The sequence below is a fragment of the Prochlorococcus marinus CUG1417 genome, from assembly GCF_017695975.1.
GTDB classification, from domain to species: Bacteria; Cyanobacteriota; Cyanobacteriia; order PCC-6307; family Cyanobiaceae; genus Prochlorococcus_A; species Prochlorococcus_A marinus_AG.
Genome location: NZ_JAAORN010000001.1, coordinates 370,663 through 388,365, shown reverse-complemented (window position 1 = coordinate 388,365; position 17,703 = coordinate 370,663). Strand labels below are relative to the sequence as shown.

The following is a 17,703-nucleotide window of genomic DNA, read 5'->3' as shown; positions in this document are numbered from 1 at the left end:
TCTATTTTTTCTCCAGTAATGAATCTGGTGAAATATACATCGCATCGCCATAAGAGAAAAATCTAAATTTTTCTTTTATTGCTTTCTTATACAAATCTAATAATCTTGCTCTACCAATCATCGCACTTACTAAAAGTAATAATGAACTTTTAGGAAGATGAAAATTAGTTAATAATCCATCAACTACCTTAAATTTATAACCTGGCTTAATTACTAAATCCACATACTTCGCTATGGGAATATAGTCATTAATTTCATGAGAATAACAACTTTCAAGAGCTCTTACGCTTGTTGTACCAATAGCAATTATTTTTCTATCTGTTTTCTTTATTCTTTTTATTTCCTCCACTACTTCCTTGTTAACACTTACCCATTCTTTATGAAGTTTTAAGTTACTTAAATCTTCTTGATCAATTGGTTTGAATGTTCCATAACCCACGTGCAAAGTTATCGGTAAGATTATTACTCCTTTTTTTTTTAAATTGGAAATAAGACTTTTGCTTAAGTGTAGACCAGCTGTTGGTGCAGCAACTGCCCCCGGATTAGTTGCATACTCAGTTTGATAACTTTTCTCATGAAAAGATTCTTCTTCGGAATTTTTTATATAAGGAGGGAGAGGGATTTCCCCGTATTTATCAAGAAGTTCATTCATTGAATTGAGACAAGTTATATTTTCCGGAAATTTAATAAATCTCCCTCCAGTTTCTTCATCAACTCCATCAACAATCAAATAAATATCTTGTGCTAAAGGAGATTTTAATTTTAATTTTCTATTTATTTTTAACTTTTTCGCTGGTTTTGCCAAACATAACCATACACATTCATGGGATCTCTCCAAAACTAATAATTCGACTAATGTCTTATTTTCTAATTCAACCTTTAACCTAGCTTTCATAACTTTAGTATTATTTACAACTACAAGATCCCCTTCTCTAAATTCATCTAAAAGATTCTTGGTAAATTTATTAGTTAAGCAGTCTTCTTCTAAAACACTATTTCTAACTATCATCAATCTTGATTCATGCCTAATTGCAGAAGGTTTACTAGCAATTAATGAAGGATCAAGTAAATAATCATAAGCTTCAAGCTTATAATCTCTTTCTTCATTATTAATTTGAGAAATCAATTAAATTTAGGAGACAAGAGTCTCTGGCTCATTTTCAATTAGGGAAGCAAGGTCTTTTAAGAATGAAGCTCCATCAGCTCCATAGATCACTCTATGATCAGCTGTTAGATTTACTTGCATTATTTTTTTAACAGATATTGAACCATCACTATTAGCAACAACGGTTGGTTTAGATGATGCTATCGCTAAGATCGCACCGGTACCTGGAGGAAGAATTGCGTCAAATCTATCAACCCCAAACATCCCAAGATTAGATAAAGTGAAGGTTCCCGTTGAGTATTCATCAGGTTCTAATTGTTTTGATCTTGATCTTTTTACGAGATCTTTCCATTCCCTAGACAATTCAAATAAATCAGTATTGCATGGTTCTTTTAAAACTGGAGTTATTAGTCCACCATCTTCCATCGCAACAGCTACAGCAATATTTATATTTTCTGGATAAGAAATTCCATTTTCTGAAAAACTTGAGTTAACTTGAGGATGTTTCTTTAGTGTCTTTGCAACTGCTTTAACTAGTAAAGCAGTCATAGTCACTCCGTTCTGTTTTACTTTTTTATAGAAATTATCTAATTTATCTGTGTTAATGGAGTAACCCACCCTAAAACATGGCACATCTAAACTAGATTCCATATTTTTATTTACCGCTTTTTGAAGAGTATTAAATTGAACTGTTTCTCCGGGATTACCAAAACTATTTCCTGAAGTTTCTGGTTTACTTTCAACTCCCAAATTTGCACTAGGAATACTTGCAGGAGAACCACCTTCACCTATCCATGGTATGGAGACAGGTTGGCCATTAGCTTTTAAAATATCATCGGCTTGAATCCTTCCGTGGGGGCCAGATCCATGTACCTTTGCTAAATCAACACCCATTTGAGAGGCAAGTTTTTTAGCTCTTGGAGATGCAATTATCCTCGAAGAAGCATTACTTGTAGCGGCATTAATTTGATCGGTATTAAAAGATGGTACAGGCTTTTCACTCTTTAAGACGACTTCTTCCTCTTTTTTATTAATATTTTCAGTCTTGACTACTGGTTTTTCTTCAGTTTTATTGCTTACCAATTCAAGTTGGTCTGAAGTAGAGACTTCGGGTTGATTTCCTTTATTTTGTTCTTGAACTGAAGCTATCTCATCTTCATTTTCTACAATGAGACCAATAGTTTCTCCAACAGGTGCAGTGCTGCCAGCAGGCATTAAAACTGCTGCAAGATATCCATCTTGAAAAGATTCAACATCCATATCTGCCTTATCAGATTCAACAACCAAAACAGATTCGCCTCTTTCAACCTTATCTCCCGGATTTTTCAACCATTCCACAATCTTGCCCTCCGTCATAGTAGAACTCAAGGCAGGCATGAATATTTCGTGAGACATAAGAAAATTGTTATTGCATAAGTTTTAAGGGATTTTTACCAAACTTTCAAAAGTTTTATGATTAAGAACCCTTTTAACTCTTGATCTAATTATACGAAATCATGTTCACAGTGGGAACTCTTAAAACTTAAGAAAGTAATAATTTCGATCGATTAGAATTTAAAACTTTTTGCAATTAAGTTTACTTATTTTTAAAAAAAATACTAAATCTTTTACCTTAATTATTATCTATAGATTGAATAACTCCATCTTTAACAGTTATCGAGACTTGCATTTTTTCAATAAGATTGTCGCCAACAGTGACATCACAGAAACTATCCACTTGTCCTTGATCAACAATTTCATCCATTTTCAACTCGCGAACTTGACTCTGTTGTTGAAGTAGATTTCTTTTTTGTTCTTCAATTTCATTTCGTTTTGCTGCGACTTGTTGTTGCACCTGACTAATCTGTTCTTGAACCCTTGGATCTAGAGGATTAACCGATTGGGATCTAATATTATTTACTATTTGCTGTCCCTCCTGCTCCAATTGCGATAATTTCTGATCAATGTTTGAAATTGCTTTACTTAATTCTTTTTCAGCATCTTCCTTCCAAGTTGGTGTAACTACTGCTTTAATAGCTATTGAGCGCTTTATCGATATTGAGTTTTTTGTTTCCATAAAAAATTAAATTGCCTTTTCAATATAGATAGAACAAATCAAATTTTCTTACTAAATTTGTTTTCATACATATTTTCTATTTGTAATGAATACTTTTTTTCTATTTCTTTTCTTTTTTGTTTAAGAGTTTGTGTTAACAACCCATTTTCTAGAGTAAAGTCATCAACAAAATAACAATCTAATATTTGTTCTTCTGATCTTGCTCCTAATCGACTTTTAAGCAAATTATTAATTTGTGATTTGAAAAATGTACCAATATTCTTATTCAGGTTTAATTTTGAAAGGTCTTCCTCCAAAAACTTGCTTTTAACCAATTCGACATTAGGAACTACAAGGGCTGTTAAACATTTCTTATCTTGTCCTACTAGTTGAATCTGATTAATAAATTCAGAACTAAGAATTTCGGTCTCTAGCGGATTAGGTTCTATATTTTCACCACTTGATAGCACTATTGTATCCTTGGCTCTTCCTGTTATAAAGAGAGAACCATTTGGTATTAGAAAACCTAAATCACCAGTATCAAACCAACCATCCTTGGATAAAACATCATTTGTAGCTATTTCATTATTAAGATAACCCTTCATTACTTGCGGCCCCCTAACAAGAATTTTCCCGACTTCTTTGAACTTCAGAATCTTTTTTTTATCATCATTTACTATTTTGATTTCAGTAAATGCTAGAGCCTGACCAGATGATCCTCTAACATTTAATTCTCTTCTCCTACAAGTTAATACTGGACTAGTTTCTGTGAGTCCATATCCCACCAAAACATCTACACCTAAAGATTCAAAAAAAAGATCTACATGTTCTGGCAATGCACCTCCACCGTTAATGGGAAATTTCAGTTTTTCTCCGCATAGTTGTCTAAGAATATTCGGCCATAAAAAAATAGTAGACAATTTATGTAAAGGATATCGGCTAATAACAGAACCCAGTAAGGGGATTTTTGATTTAAAAGTTATTTGATTTAAATCTATATTTCTTATCTTTCTAAGACTTCTTTTGAAAACCGAACTATTACTTATCAAAAACTTAATAAGTTTTTGCTTTTTGGAAGGCATTTTTTTTAAAGCCTGAAAAAAACCATCATGTATTGCTTCCCATAGTCTCGGAACAGTAGCCATGACAACAGGTTTTATTTGTGTAATATCATCTTTAAGAAATTTTGGAATTGTATAGTATTGAGAACAACCGCATGAAAAAAAGAAGTATTCAGCACTTCTCTCATAAGAATGCCAGATAGGCAAAACGCTTAATACAGAGGTCCCTGGTTCTGGATCAGCGATATAGGCTAAATTGATTATTTGATGTAAAAAATTTGCATGAGTCAAAGGCACACCTTTAGGTTTTCCGGTCGTCCCAGAAGTGTAAAGAATAGTAGCGACGTCATCAATTTCTGGATTAAATTTTTCAAGATTATTATTTTGTGAATTTTCTTTTTCTACTGAACTTATGAATTTACTCCAACTTATTAAACTTTCAAATTGTTCATCTTCTAAATTGATTATAAATTTCAGTCTTTTTTTTAATTCTTCTTTGTTGTTTAACTTTAGCCAAATTTCCTTAGATTGAACTATTAGTCCTACTGAATTAGAGTGCCTAATAATATAGTCTAATTCTACTGAAGGAGAATTTATACCTCTCACTGCATTTATAGCTCCTAAACGCATTAAGCCTTGATCTACTGCTAGCCATCTTGGAGAATTTTCAGATATTACAGTAACTACATCCCCCTTTTTTAAACCATAATTTTCGAAAGAAAAAGAGACTTTTGTTATTAAATCAGCCAGCTCAGAATAAGAAAATTTTTCTTTGTATTTCCCTCTCAAATCGCAAACAGCTAAAGTATCACCACATTTGAATTTTAATTTTTCCCAAATTTGATCTATATGATTAAGGTTCTTAATAAAATCTCTATTGTTGGCAAATTTATTTTTTTTAGAAAGAGGTTTGACTGCAGGCCAATGCGCTAAATCACCCATATTAAATTGATTTTGAAATTTTAATTTCTATTTTGATATAAAATCAAAATTAAATTCTTCCTCGATGGTTTTTTTAACAATTCTCTTGACTTCTTGAATATTTAAATTTTTGTTGTAATCAATCATATTTGCCATAAGACAATTTTCTATTCCGCAAGGAACAATCTTATTAAAGTTTTCTAATTCGCAGTCAATATTGATTGAAAATCCATTTATCGTAATCCATCTTTTACACCCAATTCCAATTGATGCAATTTTCTTATTTCCTATCCAAACACCAGTAAACCCTTTTCTAGAGTGACAATCTATATTAAAAGCTCCGAGGATTTTAATAATAATTTCTTCAATTTTTCTTAAGTACCAATTTAAATCTTTATTAAAATTTTTCAAATCTAAGACCAAATACGTTACTAATTGCCCTGGCATATGACAAGTTACCTCACCACCTCTATCAATCTTAAAAACATCATATTTAGCATCATTCAGAGAAAATAGTAAATTATCGTAATTAGATCCTCTCCCCAATGTATAACAGAGTTGATGCTCCCCTATCCAAATAAAAGCAGGGTTAGAATTATCTAAAATCAATGCATCCTGATATTCTTTTTGTAATTTATAAACATCATTGAAAAAAGATATTTTATCAGGTTGTTTAATTATTGCTGTTCTATTAACCATATTTAAGTAGATTTAGAGAGTAAGTAAATATTTTTAGATTTGTTATGAAAATTTTAATCCATGGAAAGAATCTTGAGCTCACTGGAGCATTAAAAGAATATACTGAGGCAAAGATAGAAAAAGCAACTCATCACTATAAAGATATCGTTAAAGAAGCCGACATACACCTTTCAATAGAAAAAAACCCAAGAGTATCGTTCCAGACTGCAGAAGTTACTATTTTTGCAAATGGTACCGTAATTAGAGCTGAAGAAAAAACTGAAAATCTATACTCAAGCATTGATTTAGTCTCAAATAAACTTTGTAGAAAATTACGTAAATACAAAGAACGAAACAATAAAGCTATTTATAATAATCAATTTAAAAATAAAGAGTCTTTACCAATTGAAAGTATGGAATCAGGATTTTTAGATAAAGCTTTACTTAAGGAAGGAACGGAAGTATGTCTGCCTGCGCCTTCTATAAAAAATAAATACTTTGAAATGAATCCAATTTCATCAGAAGAAGCAAGAAAACAATTAGATCTAATTGATCATGATTTTTATGTTTTTCGAAATAAAAAAAATAATGAACTTCAAGTTATATACAAGAGGAATCATGGAGGTTATGGATTGATTCAATCCAAATAACTTTTAAATGCCCAATATTGAATATGAATTAAACGAAAAAATTCATGCCATTATTATTAACCCTTATATAACTTGGGAAGATTTCTGCGCGAATTGCGATTTAATAAAAAAATATAATATCAAGAATATTTCTACTTCACTTAATTATTTAGATTATTTTAAAAACCGTTTGAACAACTATAGTGCAAACTTAAACGCACTCATTTCTTACCCTTTAGCAGATTTACCAGTTACATTTATTGAAGAATTAGTTAATTTTGCTAAAGATAAAGGTGCAAACGGAATTGAATATATCCCAAACTTTTTCAATTTATCCAAAAGGAACTTAGAAGCTTTCGCTGCTGAAATTGAGCAAGTGAAGTTATCTGGATTGCCAGTTTCACTAATTATGAGTAAATCAAAACTCCAAGAAGAAGTTTTGTACAATGCGATAGAAATATCTTTGGAATTAGGAATAAAAAATTTTCAATTCGGAGACGGGTTTGGTCCTCCTATTACATTAAATGATGTAGCGGAAATATTAAACATTACGGGCTCCCAAAATCATATCAAAGTTGTAGGTGGTATAAAAAAACTGACACAAGTTATTGATTTGTTTGATAATGGAATTAGTTGCGTTGGAACTTCTAAGTTTTGTGAGATTTTTCAAGAAGTAAAGGTTATTTAAATGTCTGGTTCCGGTGAGTGCAGACTCAAAGGTCTCTGCATAAAAGCTTCTGCCTTAGGCGAGAATGATAGATTAATAACTATTCTTACTGATGAGCAAGGGATTGTTCGATTGGCGGCACCTGGTGCTAGACGTCCTAAAAGTAGTCTTGCCGCAGCAACTCCATTAACATATTTAAGTTTGCAAATTTTTGGGAAAAGAAATCTTAAATCAGTACGTCAAATTAAAATATTAAAAAGCTATTCTGGTCTAGGTAAAAATATTGAATGTCTTGCAGCCGCGCAAGCAATAACTGAATTAACTTTTTTATTAGTAGGTAATAATGACAAGCAACAAAACTATTTGTCTTGTGTTCTTGCACATCTAGATAGGATTTATTTATATGAAGAATCTAAAGAAGAAGATATTAAAATGCTCTCAATGAGTATTCAATCTTTAATCCATCTATTGGCCATTGGAGGTATAAATTTACCAATTCATCATTGCTGTAAAACTGGAGAACCTATTATTCCGCCTTTAGGAAATTGGAATTGGAGTTGTTATTACCTGCCAAGTGAAGGGTTTTCATCCGTGGAAGATCCTCAAAGTAATCTAAAAATAAATGCATCTGAAGTTGCTCTATTACAGAGACTTCTTTTCCCCGAATTACCAATAAAATCTAATGGAGAGTTATTGGGACCTAAAAAGGTCTGGCTTAAAATATTATTTATTATTGAAACTTGGATTAAGACTCAGCTAGAGAAAGATCTATCTTCACTAAAAATGTTGAGAGAATTATATAGTTAGCATTTTTATTAACTTTAAAAATTTTAAATTATGTTCTCAGGCTCCCTTACTGTTAACTTAATAAATAGTTAATTCAATTAATGTGGTTCATGTAGCTTGGTTAGGTAAAAAATCACCTTTTTGTGGAAATGTAACCTACGGCAATTCAACTACTGAGGAATTGAAGAACAGAGGGTATAAAATTAGTTTTATTCATTTTGACAATCCCTCTAGCTCAAATTTATCGAAACCATTATTTCTGGCAAATGATCCTGATTTAAGTCTCCCATATTTAATTAAGTCCCAAGTTTATACAATACCCTCACCAAGAGCAGAAAAGAAGTTAAGGCTATCATTGGAAAGATTAAAGCCAGATATAGTCCATGCAAGTCTAACTTTATCTCCTTTAGACTTTAGACTTCCAGAGCTTTGTAATGAAATTAATGTTCCACTTATAGGAACATTTCATCCACCATTTGATGCAAAAAATAGAAATTTAACGGCGAGCACACAACAATTAACATATCAACTTTACGCTCCCTCTTTAGCAAAGTTTGATAAAGTTATTATCTTTTCTAAATCTCAAAAAAATGTTCTTGAAAAATTAGGAGTGTCTAAAGAAAAACTAGTAATAATTCCAAACGGGGTTGATGAAAAAATTTGGAAACCTTTTTGCAAAAAAAATAAAAAATATGATCAGGTAAAAAACAAACTTGGAAATGAAAGAATTTTCTTATACATGGGAAGGATTGCCAATGAGAAAAATATCGAGTCACTCTTACGGTCTTGGCGCCAAACAAAAAACGATAATTGCAAATTAGTTATTGTTGGAGATGGACCAATGAAGCCAACACTTGAAAATAGTTTTTCAAACCTTAGTAATGAGAAATTAATTTGGTGGGGAGCCGAGTTAGATTTAGAAACTAGGGTGGCGATAATGCAAATTGCAGAGGTATTTTTCTTACCAAGCTTAGTAGAGGGTCTATCTTTATCACTTTTAGAGGCAATGTCTACTGGTACCGCATGTGTAGCAACAGATGCAGGGGCTGACGGTGAAGTTTTAGATCACGGAGCAGGAATAGTGATTTCAACCGATAATGTGGCTGCACAATTAAAAACTATAATTCCAATTCTTATAGAACATCCTTCTTTTACAAAAGATCTTGGAGAAAAAGCTAGAGAAAGAGTACTTGAGAGATATACGATTACTCAAAATATAAATTTTCTTGAGAAAGTTTACATGAACCTAAAAAGGTAATTGCACAAACTAACGAAACTCTTTACTTCGATTACTAGCCGAAACTATTGATTCAATTAATGCTGACCTTACACTCTTTTTTTCTAAAACTCTTAAAGCAGAAATAGTTGTTCCTCCTGGGGAAGTTACCAAATTTTTAAGCTCGGAAGGTGTTAGTTGATTTTCTTTTATTAAACTGATAGTCCCCATTATCATTTCCATAATAAGTTGTTCTGAAAGAACTTTTGGCAACCCGCCGCTCAACCCTCCATCACTTAATGCTTCTATAATTAGTGCAATAATTGCAGGACCTGATGATGTCAAAGCTAAAAATATATCAAGGTAATCTTCAGTAAATTCGTAAATCTTACTGGTATTTTCAAATAATTTTTTTGTAAATTGTTTATGATCTTTTGTAAGATTTTCACCCCAAGCAATTCCTGTTAAACCCTTTCCAACTGTTATTGGAATATTTGTGACAACTCTCACACATTTATGGTTAGGAAATTTTTGAGTAAGACTATTTATTGAAACACCAGCAAGAATTGAAACTAACAAATTATCCTTATTTTCTACATTACGGATTTCAGTTATATCTTTGAATTGTTGCGGTTTTATCGAAAGAAGTTTATATTTACAATCCCAAATTATTTTCGCCTCTTCAGAGCCTGATTTATAAACATTTATATTATATCTATAATTTTTTTTTATATTTTCTAGACTTTTTTCTGATTTTACAACACAAAAAATATTCTCTGGCTTAATTAATTTTTTATCTAAAAGAGGAGTAATTATAGCATTTGCAATATTTCCAAAACCAATAATCGCGATTTTATCAGTCACTGATAAATCATGAATAAGCACTTAATTTAGACTTGCCCCATGCTGGTTCAGGAGTAGTGTTTTTCCCAAAACTATATTGTGGTGTATTTTCTGTAGGAACAGAAGAAGGAGAAGCTTCTTCTGAAGAAGAACTAGTTACATTTACACAACTTGGCGCAAAAAGAAAAATACTTTCACCGACTCTTTCTTGATGTCCATCAATTGCATAAGTGCCTCCAGCAATAAAATCGACTGCTCTTTGAGCTTGATCAGGATCCATCATAGTTAAATTAAGAATTACAGTTTTTCTCTCTCTTAATGCTTGGATAGCTTGAGGCATTTCATCAAAACTTCTTGGTTCCATTAAGCTTACTTCTGAGGAGGAATTCGATATTCCAGGCATTCCAACTACTTTTGATGATCGGTTGTTATTCATAAACTCGAATGGATTTGAATTTGCAAGGATATTTGAATTTCTTTGATCTTGTTTAAAATCATTAATATTATTTAATTCATCCTCTGATGCATAGTCCAACTCATCAAAATCATCATCGAGATACTCATCCCCTGCAACAACTGCTTTTAATCTAGAAATAAGTGACACCTTTTAAATCCTCTTAAAATTGATTACTAAGGTTAAAGAACCTTAAGTAATAAATTCATTTTTTAAATGAATTAACTACCTATACTTAGATAACGTTAGTTGTACTTAACTGCAAGTTTATAAATAAGATTTTTATAAAAAAATAACTAATTAAGATCTACAACCAAAAATCAATGATCCTAATCTTAACCAAGTAGATCCAGCTTCTATAGCTTCCTCCCAATCCCCTGACATCCCCATGGAACAATCTGGCAGTTGAAGTGAATTAGCGTAGGCACGGCATTTTTTAAACAATTCTAAATTTTCGTTAGAGCTAAGTCCTTTAGGATTGATAGTCATCAAACCAGTTAATGTGATATTTTTCAACTCTTTGATTTCTCTCCATTTCAATTTTAAAAATTCAGGATTAAAACCTCCTTTTTTTGGGTCATCACTCAGCTTAACCTGCAACATTATTATAGGATTTTTCTTCTCTTCATATGAAATACTAGAAATCTTTTCCAACTTTTCAAAAGAATCTACAGAATGAATGTATTTAAAGTTTTGTACTATTTTTCTTATTTTATTACTTTGTATTCGTCCAATAAAATGCCAATTAATTGGTTTAAGATCTTTTAGGATTAATTGTTTTTCAAACGCCTCTTGAAACTTACTCTCACCAAAATCATTCTGACCAATATTTTGAATAGTCTTGATTTCTTGACTTTTAAATCCTTTACTTACAGCAAGAATATTTACATTTGATGGTATTTTACTTTTTATTTTTAAATAATTTGCAGGATCCACCTTTTACAAGAAAGTTTGTGAAAATAAATTCTCCCATTTAGATAGCTCTTCAGATCCATTTCTTCTTGCTTTCTGAAGGTTTAATTCAGCCTTATTTCGAGCATCTAAATAAGGTATAACTTCGAAAAATACTTCTCTCTGTCTAACTTCTACCAAAAAAAACATTTTTTGAGCGTATAAAGTCGCATAAATATCTCTTCCATCATTTCCAGAAGAGACTTGGTACAACATGCCAAATGTTGGATGGTTTAAATAACGCTCAGAGCTCAAACTTTAATATTGTGCTATTCATAATGCACCATACAGTTTTCTAAGAAAAATTGCTATGCAAATAAAACAAATCGATAATGTATTAACAATTACATTGAGAGATTTTGAAGGATAAAGAGTTCTAAATCTTTTAGTTTTCATAATAATTTTTTTCTTTGAAAGCAATGACTCTGATCCTTGATCAATTCTTAGTAATATATTTTGAAATAACCTTTCCACTAAGGTTAAAAAGACATTAAAGGATTTCTTTAAACCTAATTTTCGAAAATTTATTGATCTTACTGATACTGATTTAATTATATTTTGAAATTCTTCCTGCACTAGAGGAATAAAACGTAATGCAATTAATAACTGAAAAAGCCACTTACTTATTGGTAATCCAATCTTTCTTAATGGATACATAAACCAACTTAATCCCCATACAATGTCTTCTTGCAATGTGGTCAAAAGCATCAAATTCACACTATGAATAACGGTAAATATCAAAGTAGAAGTTTTTATTCCTAGTTCAAAGGCTTTTCTTGATAAGTTAAAGGGACCAAAATTTATAAACCAAATCTTCTGAGAAGGAATTTGCAAAATATTCCATTCTTTATAGCTTTCCAGTACTACTTGCAACTCGCTGGGGTTTCTTAAGTAGCTATCGATAGATTGAACATCAGAAGAAGCAAGTATTGATATAAATCCTATTACTAGCGATAAACATGAGAGTAAAAATAATGATCGCCACCAAACTCTGGATGGCAATAAACTTACAAAAGTAATTAATAATAAAAAACCAACTAAACTCAATCTCCAAATTGGACCTGCCCAAATTGGAGTGATTAAAAATATCATTACAATAATTATTTTCAATCTACTATCTATAATTCTTAGCCAACTTCTATTGCCATAAACGTATTGTCCAACAGAAAATTGGGTTAGTAAATTCATTAATCTTTTTGAATTAGTTCAATATTTTCCCTTTCAACTTCTTTATTTAATGCTCTTTGCTGTTTGCCTCTCCAAAGTAAAATGAGAGGTGTGCCCTCAAAGCCTAAATTTACCCTAATTTGTTTTTCAATATATCTTCTATAAGTTATTCCGAATAATTTAGGGTCATTTACAAAAAGTGTAAAAGTGGGAGGTTTGTTTTTTACTTGGGTACCGTAATAAAGCCTACCTTGCTTGCCACTTCTTTTCGTTGGAGGACTTTTCCAACTAATTGATTCTTTAAGTACTTCATTAACAACTGATGTTGTAACTCTTCTTCTATGTTGATTTACAGCATTAAGAGCATGCTCAAAAATATTATCAACTCTTTGTCCAGTTAGAGCAGATATAAAAATCATTTTTGACCAGTGTAAAAAATAAAGTTTAGATCTAAGTTCTTTTTCAACTTGATAAATTGTTGAACTATTTTTTTCTACAAGATCCCATTTATTAACAACGATTATGCAAGCTCTGCCTTGTTCTTCTATTCGCCCTGCTAACTTCTGGTCTTGATCAGTTACTCCATCTATTGCATCTATCACTAAAACACAAACATCACTTCTATCTATAGATTTAAAAGCCCTATTAATACCAAAAAATTCGGTACCGTATTTAACATTTTTCTTTCTTCTAATCCCTGCAGTATCAATAATTTTCCATTGATGATCACCTTTTTTTATTAGAGTATCTATTGAATCAGTTGTCGTTCCACTAATATCGCTAACTATTGCTCTTTTTTCTCCACAGATTGAATTTAACAAACTAGATTTACCAACATTTGGCCTGCCAATAATTGACATCATTATCTTTTCTTCTTCATCCTGAATATTATTTTCAGGAAGTTCCCCAATAACGAGATCTAAAAGATCACCAGTACCTGATCCATGAATAGCAGACACTGGGTAAGGTTCTCCCAATCCTAATTTCCAGAACTCTGAAGCCAAAGAGATTCCAAGAGTAGTCGATTCGCATTTATTAACAGCAACAATTGTTTTACAGCTTGAGTTTCTTAACCATTTTGCTATTGATAAATCACCATCCGTAACGCCTTGATTTCCATCCACAACGAGTAAAGCAAGGGAAGCTTCTTCTAGAGCTAAGAAAACTTGTGTTCTTATCTCTGGGAGAAACTGACTATCGTCTTCAAAAACTAAACCTCCAGTATCAACAATTTGAAATTCTTTACCTCCCCATGAAGCATTTTGATAAGTTCTATCTCTAGTAACACCGGGTTTATCAAATACTATTGCATCATTACTTTGGCAAAGACGATTAACTAAGGTAGATTTCCCAACGTTAGGTCTTCCAATAATAGCTATTGTAGGAAGAATCACTTCTTCTCTCCAAAGAAAGTAGTATCCATTACAACTATACCTTTAATAAAAACATTTACCTCATTAAAAAAACTTATTTAATTTCTGGATCGCCAAAATGGCCTTTAACTGGATTAACAGGTGGTTTACTAGGACTGGGGATTACTCGATTATCATTTGAAAAACAGTCATTTTCAATAGCCCAATAAATCAACCAATTTACTGCGGTCGCTCTCCTAGTTCTTCTTGGATAAAGTTCATTAATCTTATAACCTTTAAAATTAAGAAAATTTTTCAATCCCTGTTTATATTCTTTTGGAATTGATCGAGTCAAATGTACTGAGGCTGGACGCTCTGAAATAATTTGAGGAGCTTTTTCAAATTTTTCTGACCAATAAGAAGGAGTTAACACACTAAAGGTCCAATTATTTATAGATATTTCTTTAGTATAAAAAAGTCTTTCCCAAACTAATTCACAAACAAATACGTCACTAACCTTATCTTCAAGAACAAGAAATAATAGATCCTTACATATTGGCCATGTAAATTGATTTTCAACTAATTTTTCTTTTTTATACATTAATCTAACCTTATCAAAATCAAAGAAAAATAAGGCATAAATTCCTTTTTATATTGGGATGCATATTGAATAATTTGATCAGGCATCCCAACACTTAAAGCTATTAATGATGTATTGATGATACCCTCTTTTTTTAAAATTTCCCTGACTAAATTCCATCTTTTGCCAACTTTCATAATTGCCAATACCGTTTTATTTGCCTTACTTTCCCTAATTAGGGTTGTTAATTCAGATTCTGAAGAAGGACATTCTTTGATGATCAATGTCTCGCCTTTTTTTACCAAATCAAAATCATTCAAAGCTGCTGCTGCTGAAATAGAGGAAATACCAGGTATTGTTTTTGTAATAATTTCCGCATGATTATTTTTTATTAACCTCAAAATATTAGAAGAACTTGCAAATAGTGAAGTATCTCCAAGACAAAGTAAAACAACTGATTCGCCATTTTGTATAAATTTCACAATTTTTTCTACAGCATTAGACCATATTTCATCTGGATCAAAATCCTTCCTAGCCATTGGAAAGATGATAGGTACATTTTTTTTAAATTTGGTGTATCTCTTGACTATTTCTGCAGCGAAACTCTTTTTATTATCATCTGATATTGGAAAAACTATAACTTTCGCTTTTTTTATTGCATCCACAGCAGCAATTGTTAAAAGCGATGGATCTCCAGGGCCTACACCAACGATGGTGAATGTTGGTAAATCAGTTTTATATCGATTAAGTAAACTTAAGAACTTATTTATTATCATTTTTATTTTATTAACTTTAGCTATGAATCCTTGGCAATAAAAAAGTTTCAGCTAGTATTGATGACTCAATTTCAGACAATTCCTCTAACCTTTTGAAAGTTTGATTTTTAGAGAATTTAGTTTGCGCTAGTTTCCAGTAAACCCCAAAATGTCTTGCCTCACTCTCAAGCAGAGACTCATAAAGGGATTTAAACGATTTATCTTCAGAATTCAGCGCAAGCAAGCTTAATCTTTCATGACTTCTTGCTTCAATAAGTCCTGCGATTAAGAAACTATCAAGCATTCTATTGGGCTCTTCCTTTCTTATATTCTTGGACAATTCAGCTCCATATGGAGGCGGTTTTAAGGACTCAAGAGAATGTCCAAGATCCTTTAAAAAATAAAGTATTTTTTCAAAATGCTCTAATTCCTCTCTCGCTATTGGACTAAGAACTTCTGCCAGATTTGGTTCTGATGGATATCTAAACATCAATTGAATAGCTACTCCTGCTGCTTTTCTTTCACAATGAGCATGGTCAAGAAGAATATCTATTGGATTAGATAATGCGAGTTTGATCCACTCATCTGAGGTAAATGACGATAAATATTTAATATAAGAGGTGGGCCTTTTAAAATCGACTAGCATTTAATTTTTACTACTTAAATATCCAATAATTCCTTCAAGAGCTAGGGAATAACTTGATATGCCGAATCCACTAATAATTCCTATAGCTTTATCTGTAAGAAAAGATTCTTTACGAAAATCTTCTCTACTGAAAATATTTGAAATATGTAACTCTACAAAAGGAATTTTTGATCCAATTAAAGCGTCACGAATAGAAATCGAGGTATGAGTAAAAGCGCCAGCATTTATAAGAATTCCCTGTATACTTTTTACGGAATCCTGAATTTTATCTACTATTTCTCCTTCATGGTTACTTTGAAAACATTCAAGATTAATACTTTTTTCTTTAGCAACTTTAGTTAAATCTTTTTCTATATCACTCAATGTTTTATTACCATATATTTCAGGTTCTCTAGTGCCCAAAAGATTTAGATTTGGTCCATTTATCAATAAAATATTCATCAGCAATAAAGTCTTTTCTTTATAAATGCTATCTAGAAAGAAACAAAAAAACCAAAACAATTTCACACAAAGTGTCCATTAACTGATAAGTTCAAATAGTGGGGGTCGGTGCCCGAGTGGTTAAAGGGGGCGGACTGTAAATCCGCTGGCTCTGCCTACGTTGGTTCAAATCCAACCCGGCCCACTTTAAAATTGCCCTTGTAGCTCAGCGGTAGAGCACTCCCTTGGTAAGGGAGAGGTCTCGGGTTCAAGTCCCGACGAGGGCACTCGCGGGGTAGCTTGGTATCAGTGAGATTACCACTATCGCACAAAGAAATTATTCAGAAGTGGACGTCCGTTTTCGGGTCCACTTTTCTGTTTTAAAAGCAGATATTTGGAGGTGCATCACACAAACGATGACACCTAAATGGCAACAATCAGAAGAAGCGGCAGCGGCTGGCAGGTCCTTATCAGAAGGAAGAATTATGTGGGCCCAAGGTCAAGAACATTTCTTTCCAGAGATCTGGCCCAATCATGGGCAGAAGCAGTCGAAGAGAGAACAAAAAGGGTTTTAAATGACATCCCCGTCACCCTGGGAGAGGCAATCAATGACTATATAAATGGTCCGGTGCTACTGCACCGCAGTGCGGAGAATGAAAAATATCCTCTCAGAGTGACGGCAGAAAGCTGGCTTGGAGGTATTCCTCTGAAAGACCTGCAGATAAGGCATTTTGCAGTCTGGCGAGATGAACGATTACTGAAGGTGAAACCAAATACAGTGATGCGGGAACTGAGGATATTGAGAGTATTGATTGACTGGGCAAGAGATGAAAGAGGAGCGGAAATAAAAGACAATCCCGCAAGGCAACTGAGAGTGAGAGGAACAGGAGATGCAAGGGCTCCTTTTTTCACTGATCAAGACGAGAAAAGACTTTTACATGAACTGTCTGAGATGTCCAACCCAAATCACCTGAGACTCACAAAGCTTGCACTGATCACTGGCTTTCGCCTCTCTGAACTTTTAAGCCTGAACTGGAGAAATATCGATTTAAAGAACAACAGACTTCGTATCCAAAGAAAGGAATGTGCGGCAAAAGGAAGTTCCAGTTCCATGAGAATGGTTCCTTTGCCCCAGAAAGCAAAAGAACTTCTCAAAAGCTTTAAAAGCAAAGAGGGAAGTGTAATAAACCTGACAAAGGGATCTGCAAGAAATGGATTTGACAGAGCAAGGAAGAAAGCAGGTTTAGAAAATCTAAGATTTCATGATCTAAGACATATAGCTATAAGCAGAATGTGGAGTTCAGGAATGAATACTCTGGAGATAAGTGCATGCAGTGGACACAGAGATATAAAAATGTTGATGAGATACAGTCACTATCAATTAAGTTTTTAAATTAATAACTTCCCCCCTTGGGGGGGTTATTTAAAGGGATTGGA

20 protein-coding genes and 2 tRNA genes are annotated in these 17,703 nt (G+C 32.5%); 7 read left to right on the top strand and 15 right to left on the bottom strand.

Features of this window, described 5'->3' with window-relative positions:
* Window position 1 precedes the first annotated feature (1 nt).
* From queA to lipB, 5 genes are all read right to left on the bottom strand, one after another.
* The gene (gene queA, locus HA140_RS02185) at window positions 2-1,126 is read right to left on the bottom strand and encodes a tRNA preQ1(34) S-adenosylmethionine ribosyltransferase-isomerase QueA (RefSeq protein ID WP_209039536.1); all 1,125 of its coding nucleotides are present in this window, start codon (window positions 1,124-1,126) and stop codon (window positions 2-4) included.
* Window positions 1,127-1,132: 6 nt separating this feature from the next.
* A complete protein-coding gene (locus tag HA140_RS02180; RefSeq protein ID WP_209039535.1) occupies window positions 1,133-2,500 on the bottom strand; it encodes a dihydrolipoamide acetyltransferase family protein in 1,368 nt (455 codons plus the stop codon).
* A gap of 217 nt (window positions 2,501-2,717) precedes the next feature.
* Window positions 2,718-3,161, bottom strand: a complete 444-nt coding sequence (locus HA140_RS02175; RefSeq protein ID WP_209039534.1) for a YlqD family protein — start codon at window positions 3,159-3,161, stop codon at window positions 2,718-2,720.
* A 38-nt stretch (window positions 3,162-3,199) separates the two neighbouring features.
* Window positions 3,200-5,143 carry an AMP-binding protein gene (locus tag HA140_RS02170; RefSeq protein WP_209039533.1) on the bottom strand — a complete coding sequence of 648 codons (1,944 nt, stop codon included), beginning with the start codon at window positions 5,141-5,143 and terminating at the stop codon, window positions 3,200-3,202.
* Between the two features lie 27 nt (window positions 5,144-5,170).
* Entirely contained in the window at window positions 5,171-5,821 is a 651-nt protein-coding gene (gene lipB, locus HA140_RS02165; RefSeq protein WP_209039532.1) for a lipoyl(octanoyl) transferase LipB, read from the bottom strand.
* A 44-nt stretch (window positions 5,822-5,865) separates the two neighbouring features.
* On the opposite strand from lipB, the gene hpf reads away from it, so the two are divergent.
* From hpf to HA140_RS02145, 4 genes are all read left to right on the top strand, one after another.
* On the top strand, window positions 5,866-6,450 hold the full coding sequence (gene hpf, locus HA140_RS02160) for a ribosome hibernation-promoting factor, HPF/YfiA family (RefSeq protein WP_209039531.1): 585 nt from the start codon (window positions 5,866-5,868) through the stop codon (window positions 6,448-6,450).
* A gap of 7 nt (window positions 6,451-6,457) precedes the next feature.
* Window positions 6,458-7,117, top strand: a complete 660-nt coding sequence (locus tag HA140_RS02155) for a 2-deoxyribose-5-phosphate aldolase (RefSeq protein WP_209039530.1) — start codon at window positions 6,458-6,460, stop codon at window positions 7,115-7,117.
* Window positions 7,118-7,903: a DNA repair protein RecO gene (gene recO, locus HA140_RS02150; protein WP_209039529.1), complete on the top strand. Its 786-nt coding sequence runs from the start codon at window positions 7,118-7,120 to the stop codon at window positions 7,901-7,903.
* An 82-nt stretch (window positions 7,904-7,985) separates the two neighbouring features.
* Window positions 7,986-9,140: a glycosyltransferase family 4 protein gene (locus HA140_RS02145; protein ID WP_209039528.1), complete on the top strand. Its 1,155-nt coding sequence runs from the start codon at window positions 7,986-7,988 to the stop codon at window positions 9,138-9,140.
* Window positions 9,141-9,149: 9 nt separating this feature from the next.
* On the opposite strand, the gene proC is transcribed toward HA140_RS02145, so the two are convergent.
* From proC to aroQ, 10 genes are all read right to left on the bottom strand, one after another.
* On the bottom strand, window positions 9,150-9,962 hold the full coding sequence (gene proC / locus HA140_RS02140) for a pyrroline-5-carboxylate reductase (protein ID WP_209040223.1): 813 nt from the start codon (window positions 9,960-9,962) through the stop codon (window positions 9,150-9,152).
* Between the two features lie 7 nt (window positions 9,963-9,969).
* Entirely contained in the window at window positions 9,970-10,545 is a 576-nt protein-coding gene (locus HA140_RS02135; protein WP_209039527.1) for a cell division protein SepF, read from the bottom strand.
* 150 nt (window positions 10,546-10,695) lie between these two features.
* Window positions 10,696-11,331, bottom strand: a complete 636-nt coding sequence (locus HA140_RS02130) for a YggS family pyridoxal phosphate-dependent enzyme (RefSeq protein WP_209039526.1) — start codon at window positions 11,329-11,331, stop codon at window positions 10,696-10,698.
* A gap of 3 nt (window positions 11,332-11,334) precedes the next feature.
* Window positions 11,335-11,601: a PII-interacting protein PipX family protein gene (locus HA140_RS02125; protein WP_209039525.1), complete on the bottom strand. Its 267-nt coding sequence runs from the start codon at window positions 11,599-11,601 to the stop codon at window positions 11,335-11,337.
* Window positions 11,602-11,619: 18 nt separating this feature from the next.
* Window positions 11,620-12,534 (bottom strand): energy-coupling factor transporter transmembrane component T family protein, encoded by a 915-nt coding sequence (locus HA140_RS02120; RefSeq protein WP_209039524.1) that lies wholly within the window; start codon window positions 12,532-12,534, stop codon window positions 11,620-11,622.
* On the bottom strand, window positions 12,534-13,907 hold the full coding sequence (gene der, locus HA140_RS02115; RefSeq protein ID WP_209039523.1) for a ribosome biogenesis GTPase Der: 1,374 nt from the start codon (window positions 13,905-13,907) through the stop codon (window positions 12,534-12,536). Before der ends, HA140_RS02120 begins: the two co-directional genes overlap by 1 nt.
* A 73-nt stretch (window positions 13,908-13,980) precedes the next feature.
* On the bottom strand, window positions 13,981-14,466 hold the full coding sequence (locus HA140_RS02110) for a DUF1823 family protein (RefSeq protein WP_209039522.1): 486 nt from the start codon (window positions 14,464-14,466) through the stop codon (window positions 13,981-13,983).
* On the bottom strand, window positions 14,466-15,221 hold the full coding sequence (gene cobI, locus HA140_RS02105; RefSeq protein ID WP_209039521.1) for a precorrin-2 C(20)-methyltransferase: 756 nt from the start codon (window positions 15,219-15,221) through the stop codon (window positions 14,466-14,468). Before cobI ends, HA140_RS02110 begins: the two co-directional genes overlap by 1 nt.
* A gap of 16 nt (window positions 15,222-15,237) precedes the next feature.
* The gene (locus HA140_RS02100; protein WP_209039520.1) at window positions 15,238-15,846 is read right to left on the bottom strand and encodes a tRNA-(ms[2]io[6]A)-hydroxylase; all 609 of its coding nucleotides are present in this window, start codon (window positions 15,844-15,846) and stop codon (window positions 15,238-15,240) included.
* The gene (gene aroQ / locus HA140_RS02095; protein WP_079318543.1) at window positions 15,847-16,287 is read right to left on the bottom strand and encodes a type II 3-dehydroquinate dehydratase; all 441 of its coding nucleotides are present in this window, start codon (window positions 16,285-16,287) and stop codon (window positions 15,847-15,849) included.
* Between the two features lie 102 nt (window positions 16,288-16,389).
* Here aroQ and HA140_RS02090 point away from each other — a divergent pair.
* The 3 genes from HA140_RS02090 (at window position 16,390) to HA140_RS09365 (ending at window position 17,659) form a co-directional block, all read left to right on the top strand.
* A tRNA-Tyr gene (locus HA140_RS02090) sits at window positions 16,390-16,471 on the top strand.
* Between the two features lie 10 nt (window positions 16,472-16,481).
* Window positions 16,482-16,553: transfer RNA gene (locus tag HA140_RS02085), tRNA-Thr, on the top strand.
* A gap of 476 nt (window positions 16,554-17,029) precedes the next feature.
* A complete protein-coding gene (locus tag HA140_RS09365) occupies window positions 17,030-17,659 on the top strand; it encodes a tyrosine-type recombinase/integrase (RefSeq protein ID WP_308788979.1) in 630 nt (209 codons plus the stop codon).
* The last annotated feature ends 44 nt before the right edge of the window (window positions 17,660-17,703 follow it).

Coding starts and splice junctions, on each gene's coding strand:
- HA140_RS02180 (WP_209039535.1), bottom strand. CDS start 2,500: ATGTCTCACGAAATATTCATGCCTGCCTTGAGTTCTACTATGACGGAG.
- HA140_RS02175 (WP_209039534.1), bottom strand. CDS start 3,161: ATGGAAACAAAAAACTCAATATCGATAAAGCGCTCAATAGCTATTAAA.
- HA140_RS02170 (WP_209039533.1), bottom strand. CDS start 5,143: ATGGGTGATTTAGCGCATTGGCCTGCAGTCAAACCTCTTTCTAAAAAA.
- lipB (WP_209039532.1), bottom strand. CDS start 5,821: ATGGTTAATAGAACAGCAATAATTAAACAACCTGATAAAATATCTTTT.
- hpf (WP_209039531.1), top strand. CDS start 5,866: ATGAAAATTTTAATCCATGGAAAGAATCTTGAGCTCACTGGAGCATTA.
- HA140_RS02155 (WP_209039530.1), top strand. CDS start 6,458: ATGCCCAATATTGAATATGAATTAAACGAAAAAATTCATGCCATTATT.
- recO (WP_209039529.1), top strand. CDS start 7,118: ATGTCTGGTTCCGGTGAGTGCAGACTCAAAGGTCTCTGCATAAAAGCT.
- HA140_RS02120 (WP_209039524.1), bottom strand. CDS start 12,534: ATGAATTTACTAACCCAATTTTCTGTTGGACAATACGTTTATGGCAAT.
- HA140_RS02110 (WP_209039522.1), bottom strand. CDS start 14,466: ATGTATAAAAAAGAAAAATTAGTTGAAAATCAATTTACATGGCCAATA.
- cobI (WP_209039521.1), bottom strand. CDS start 15,221: ATGATAATAAATAAGTTCTTAAGTTTACTTAATCGATATAAAACTGAT.
- HA140_RS02100 (WP_209039520.1), bottom strand. CDS start 15,846: ATGCTAGTCGATTTTAAAAGGCCCACCTCTTATATTAAATATTTATCG.
- aroQ (WP_079318543.1), bottom strand. CDS start 16,287: ATGAATATTTTATTGATAAATGGACCAAATCTAAATCTTTTGGGCACT.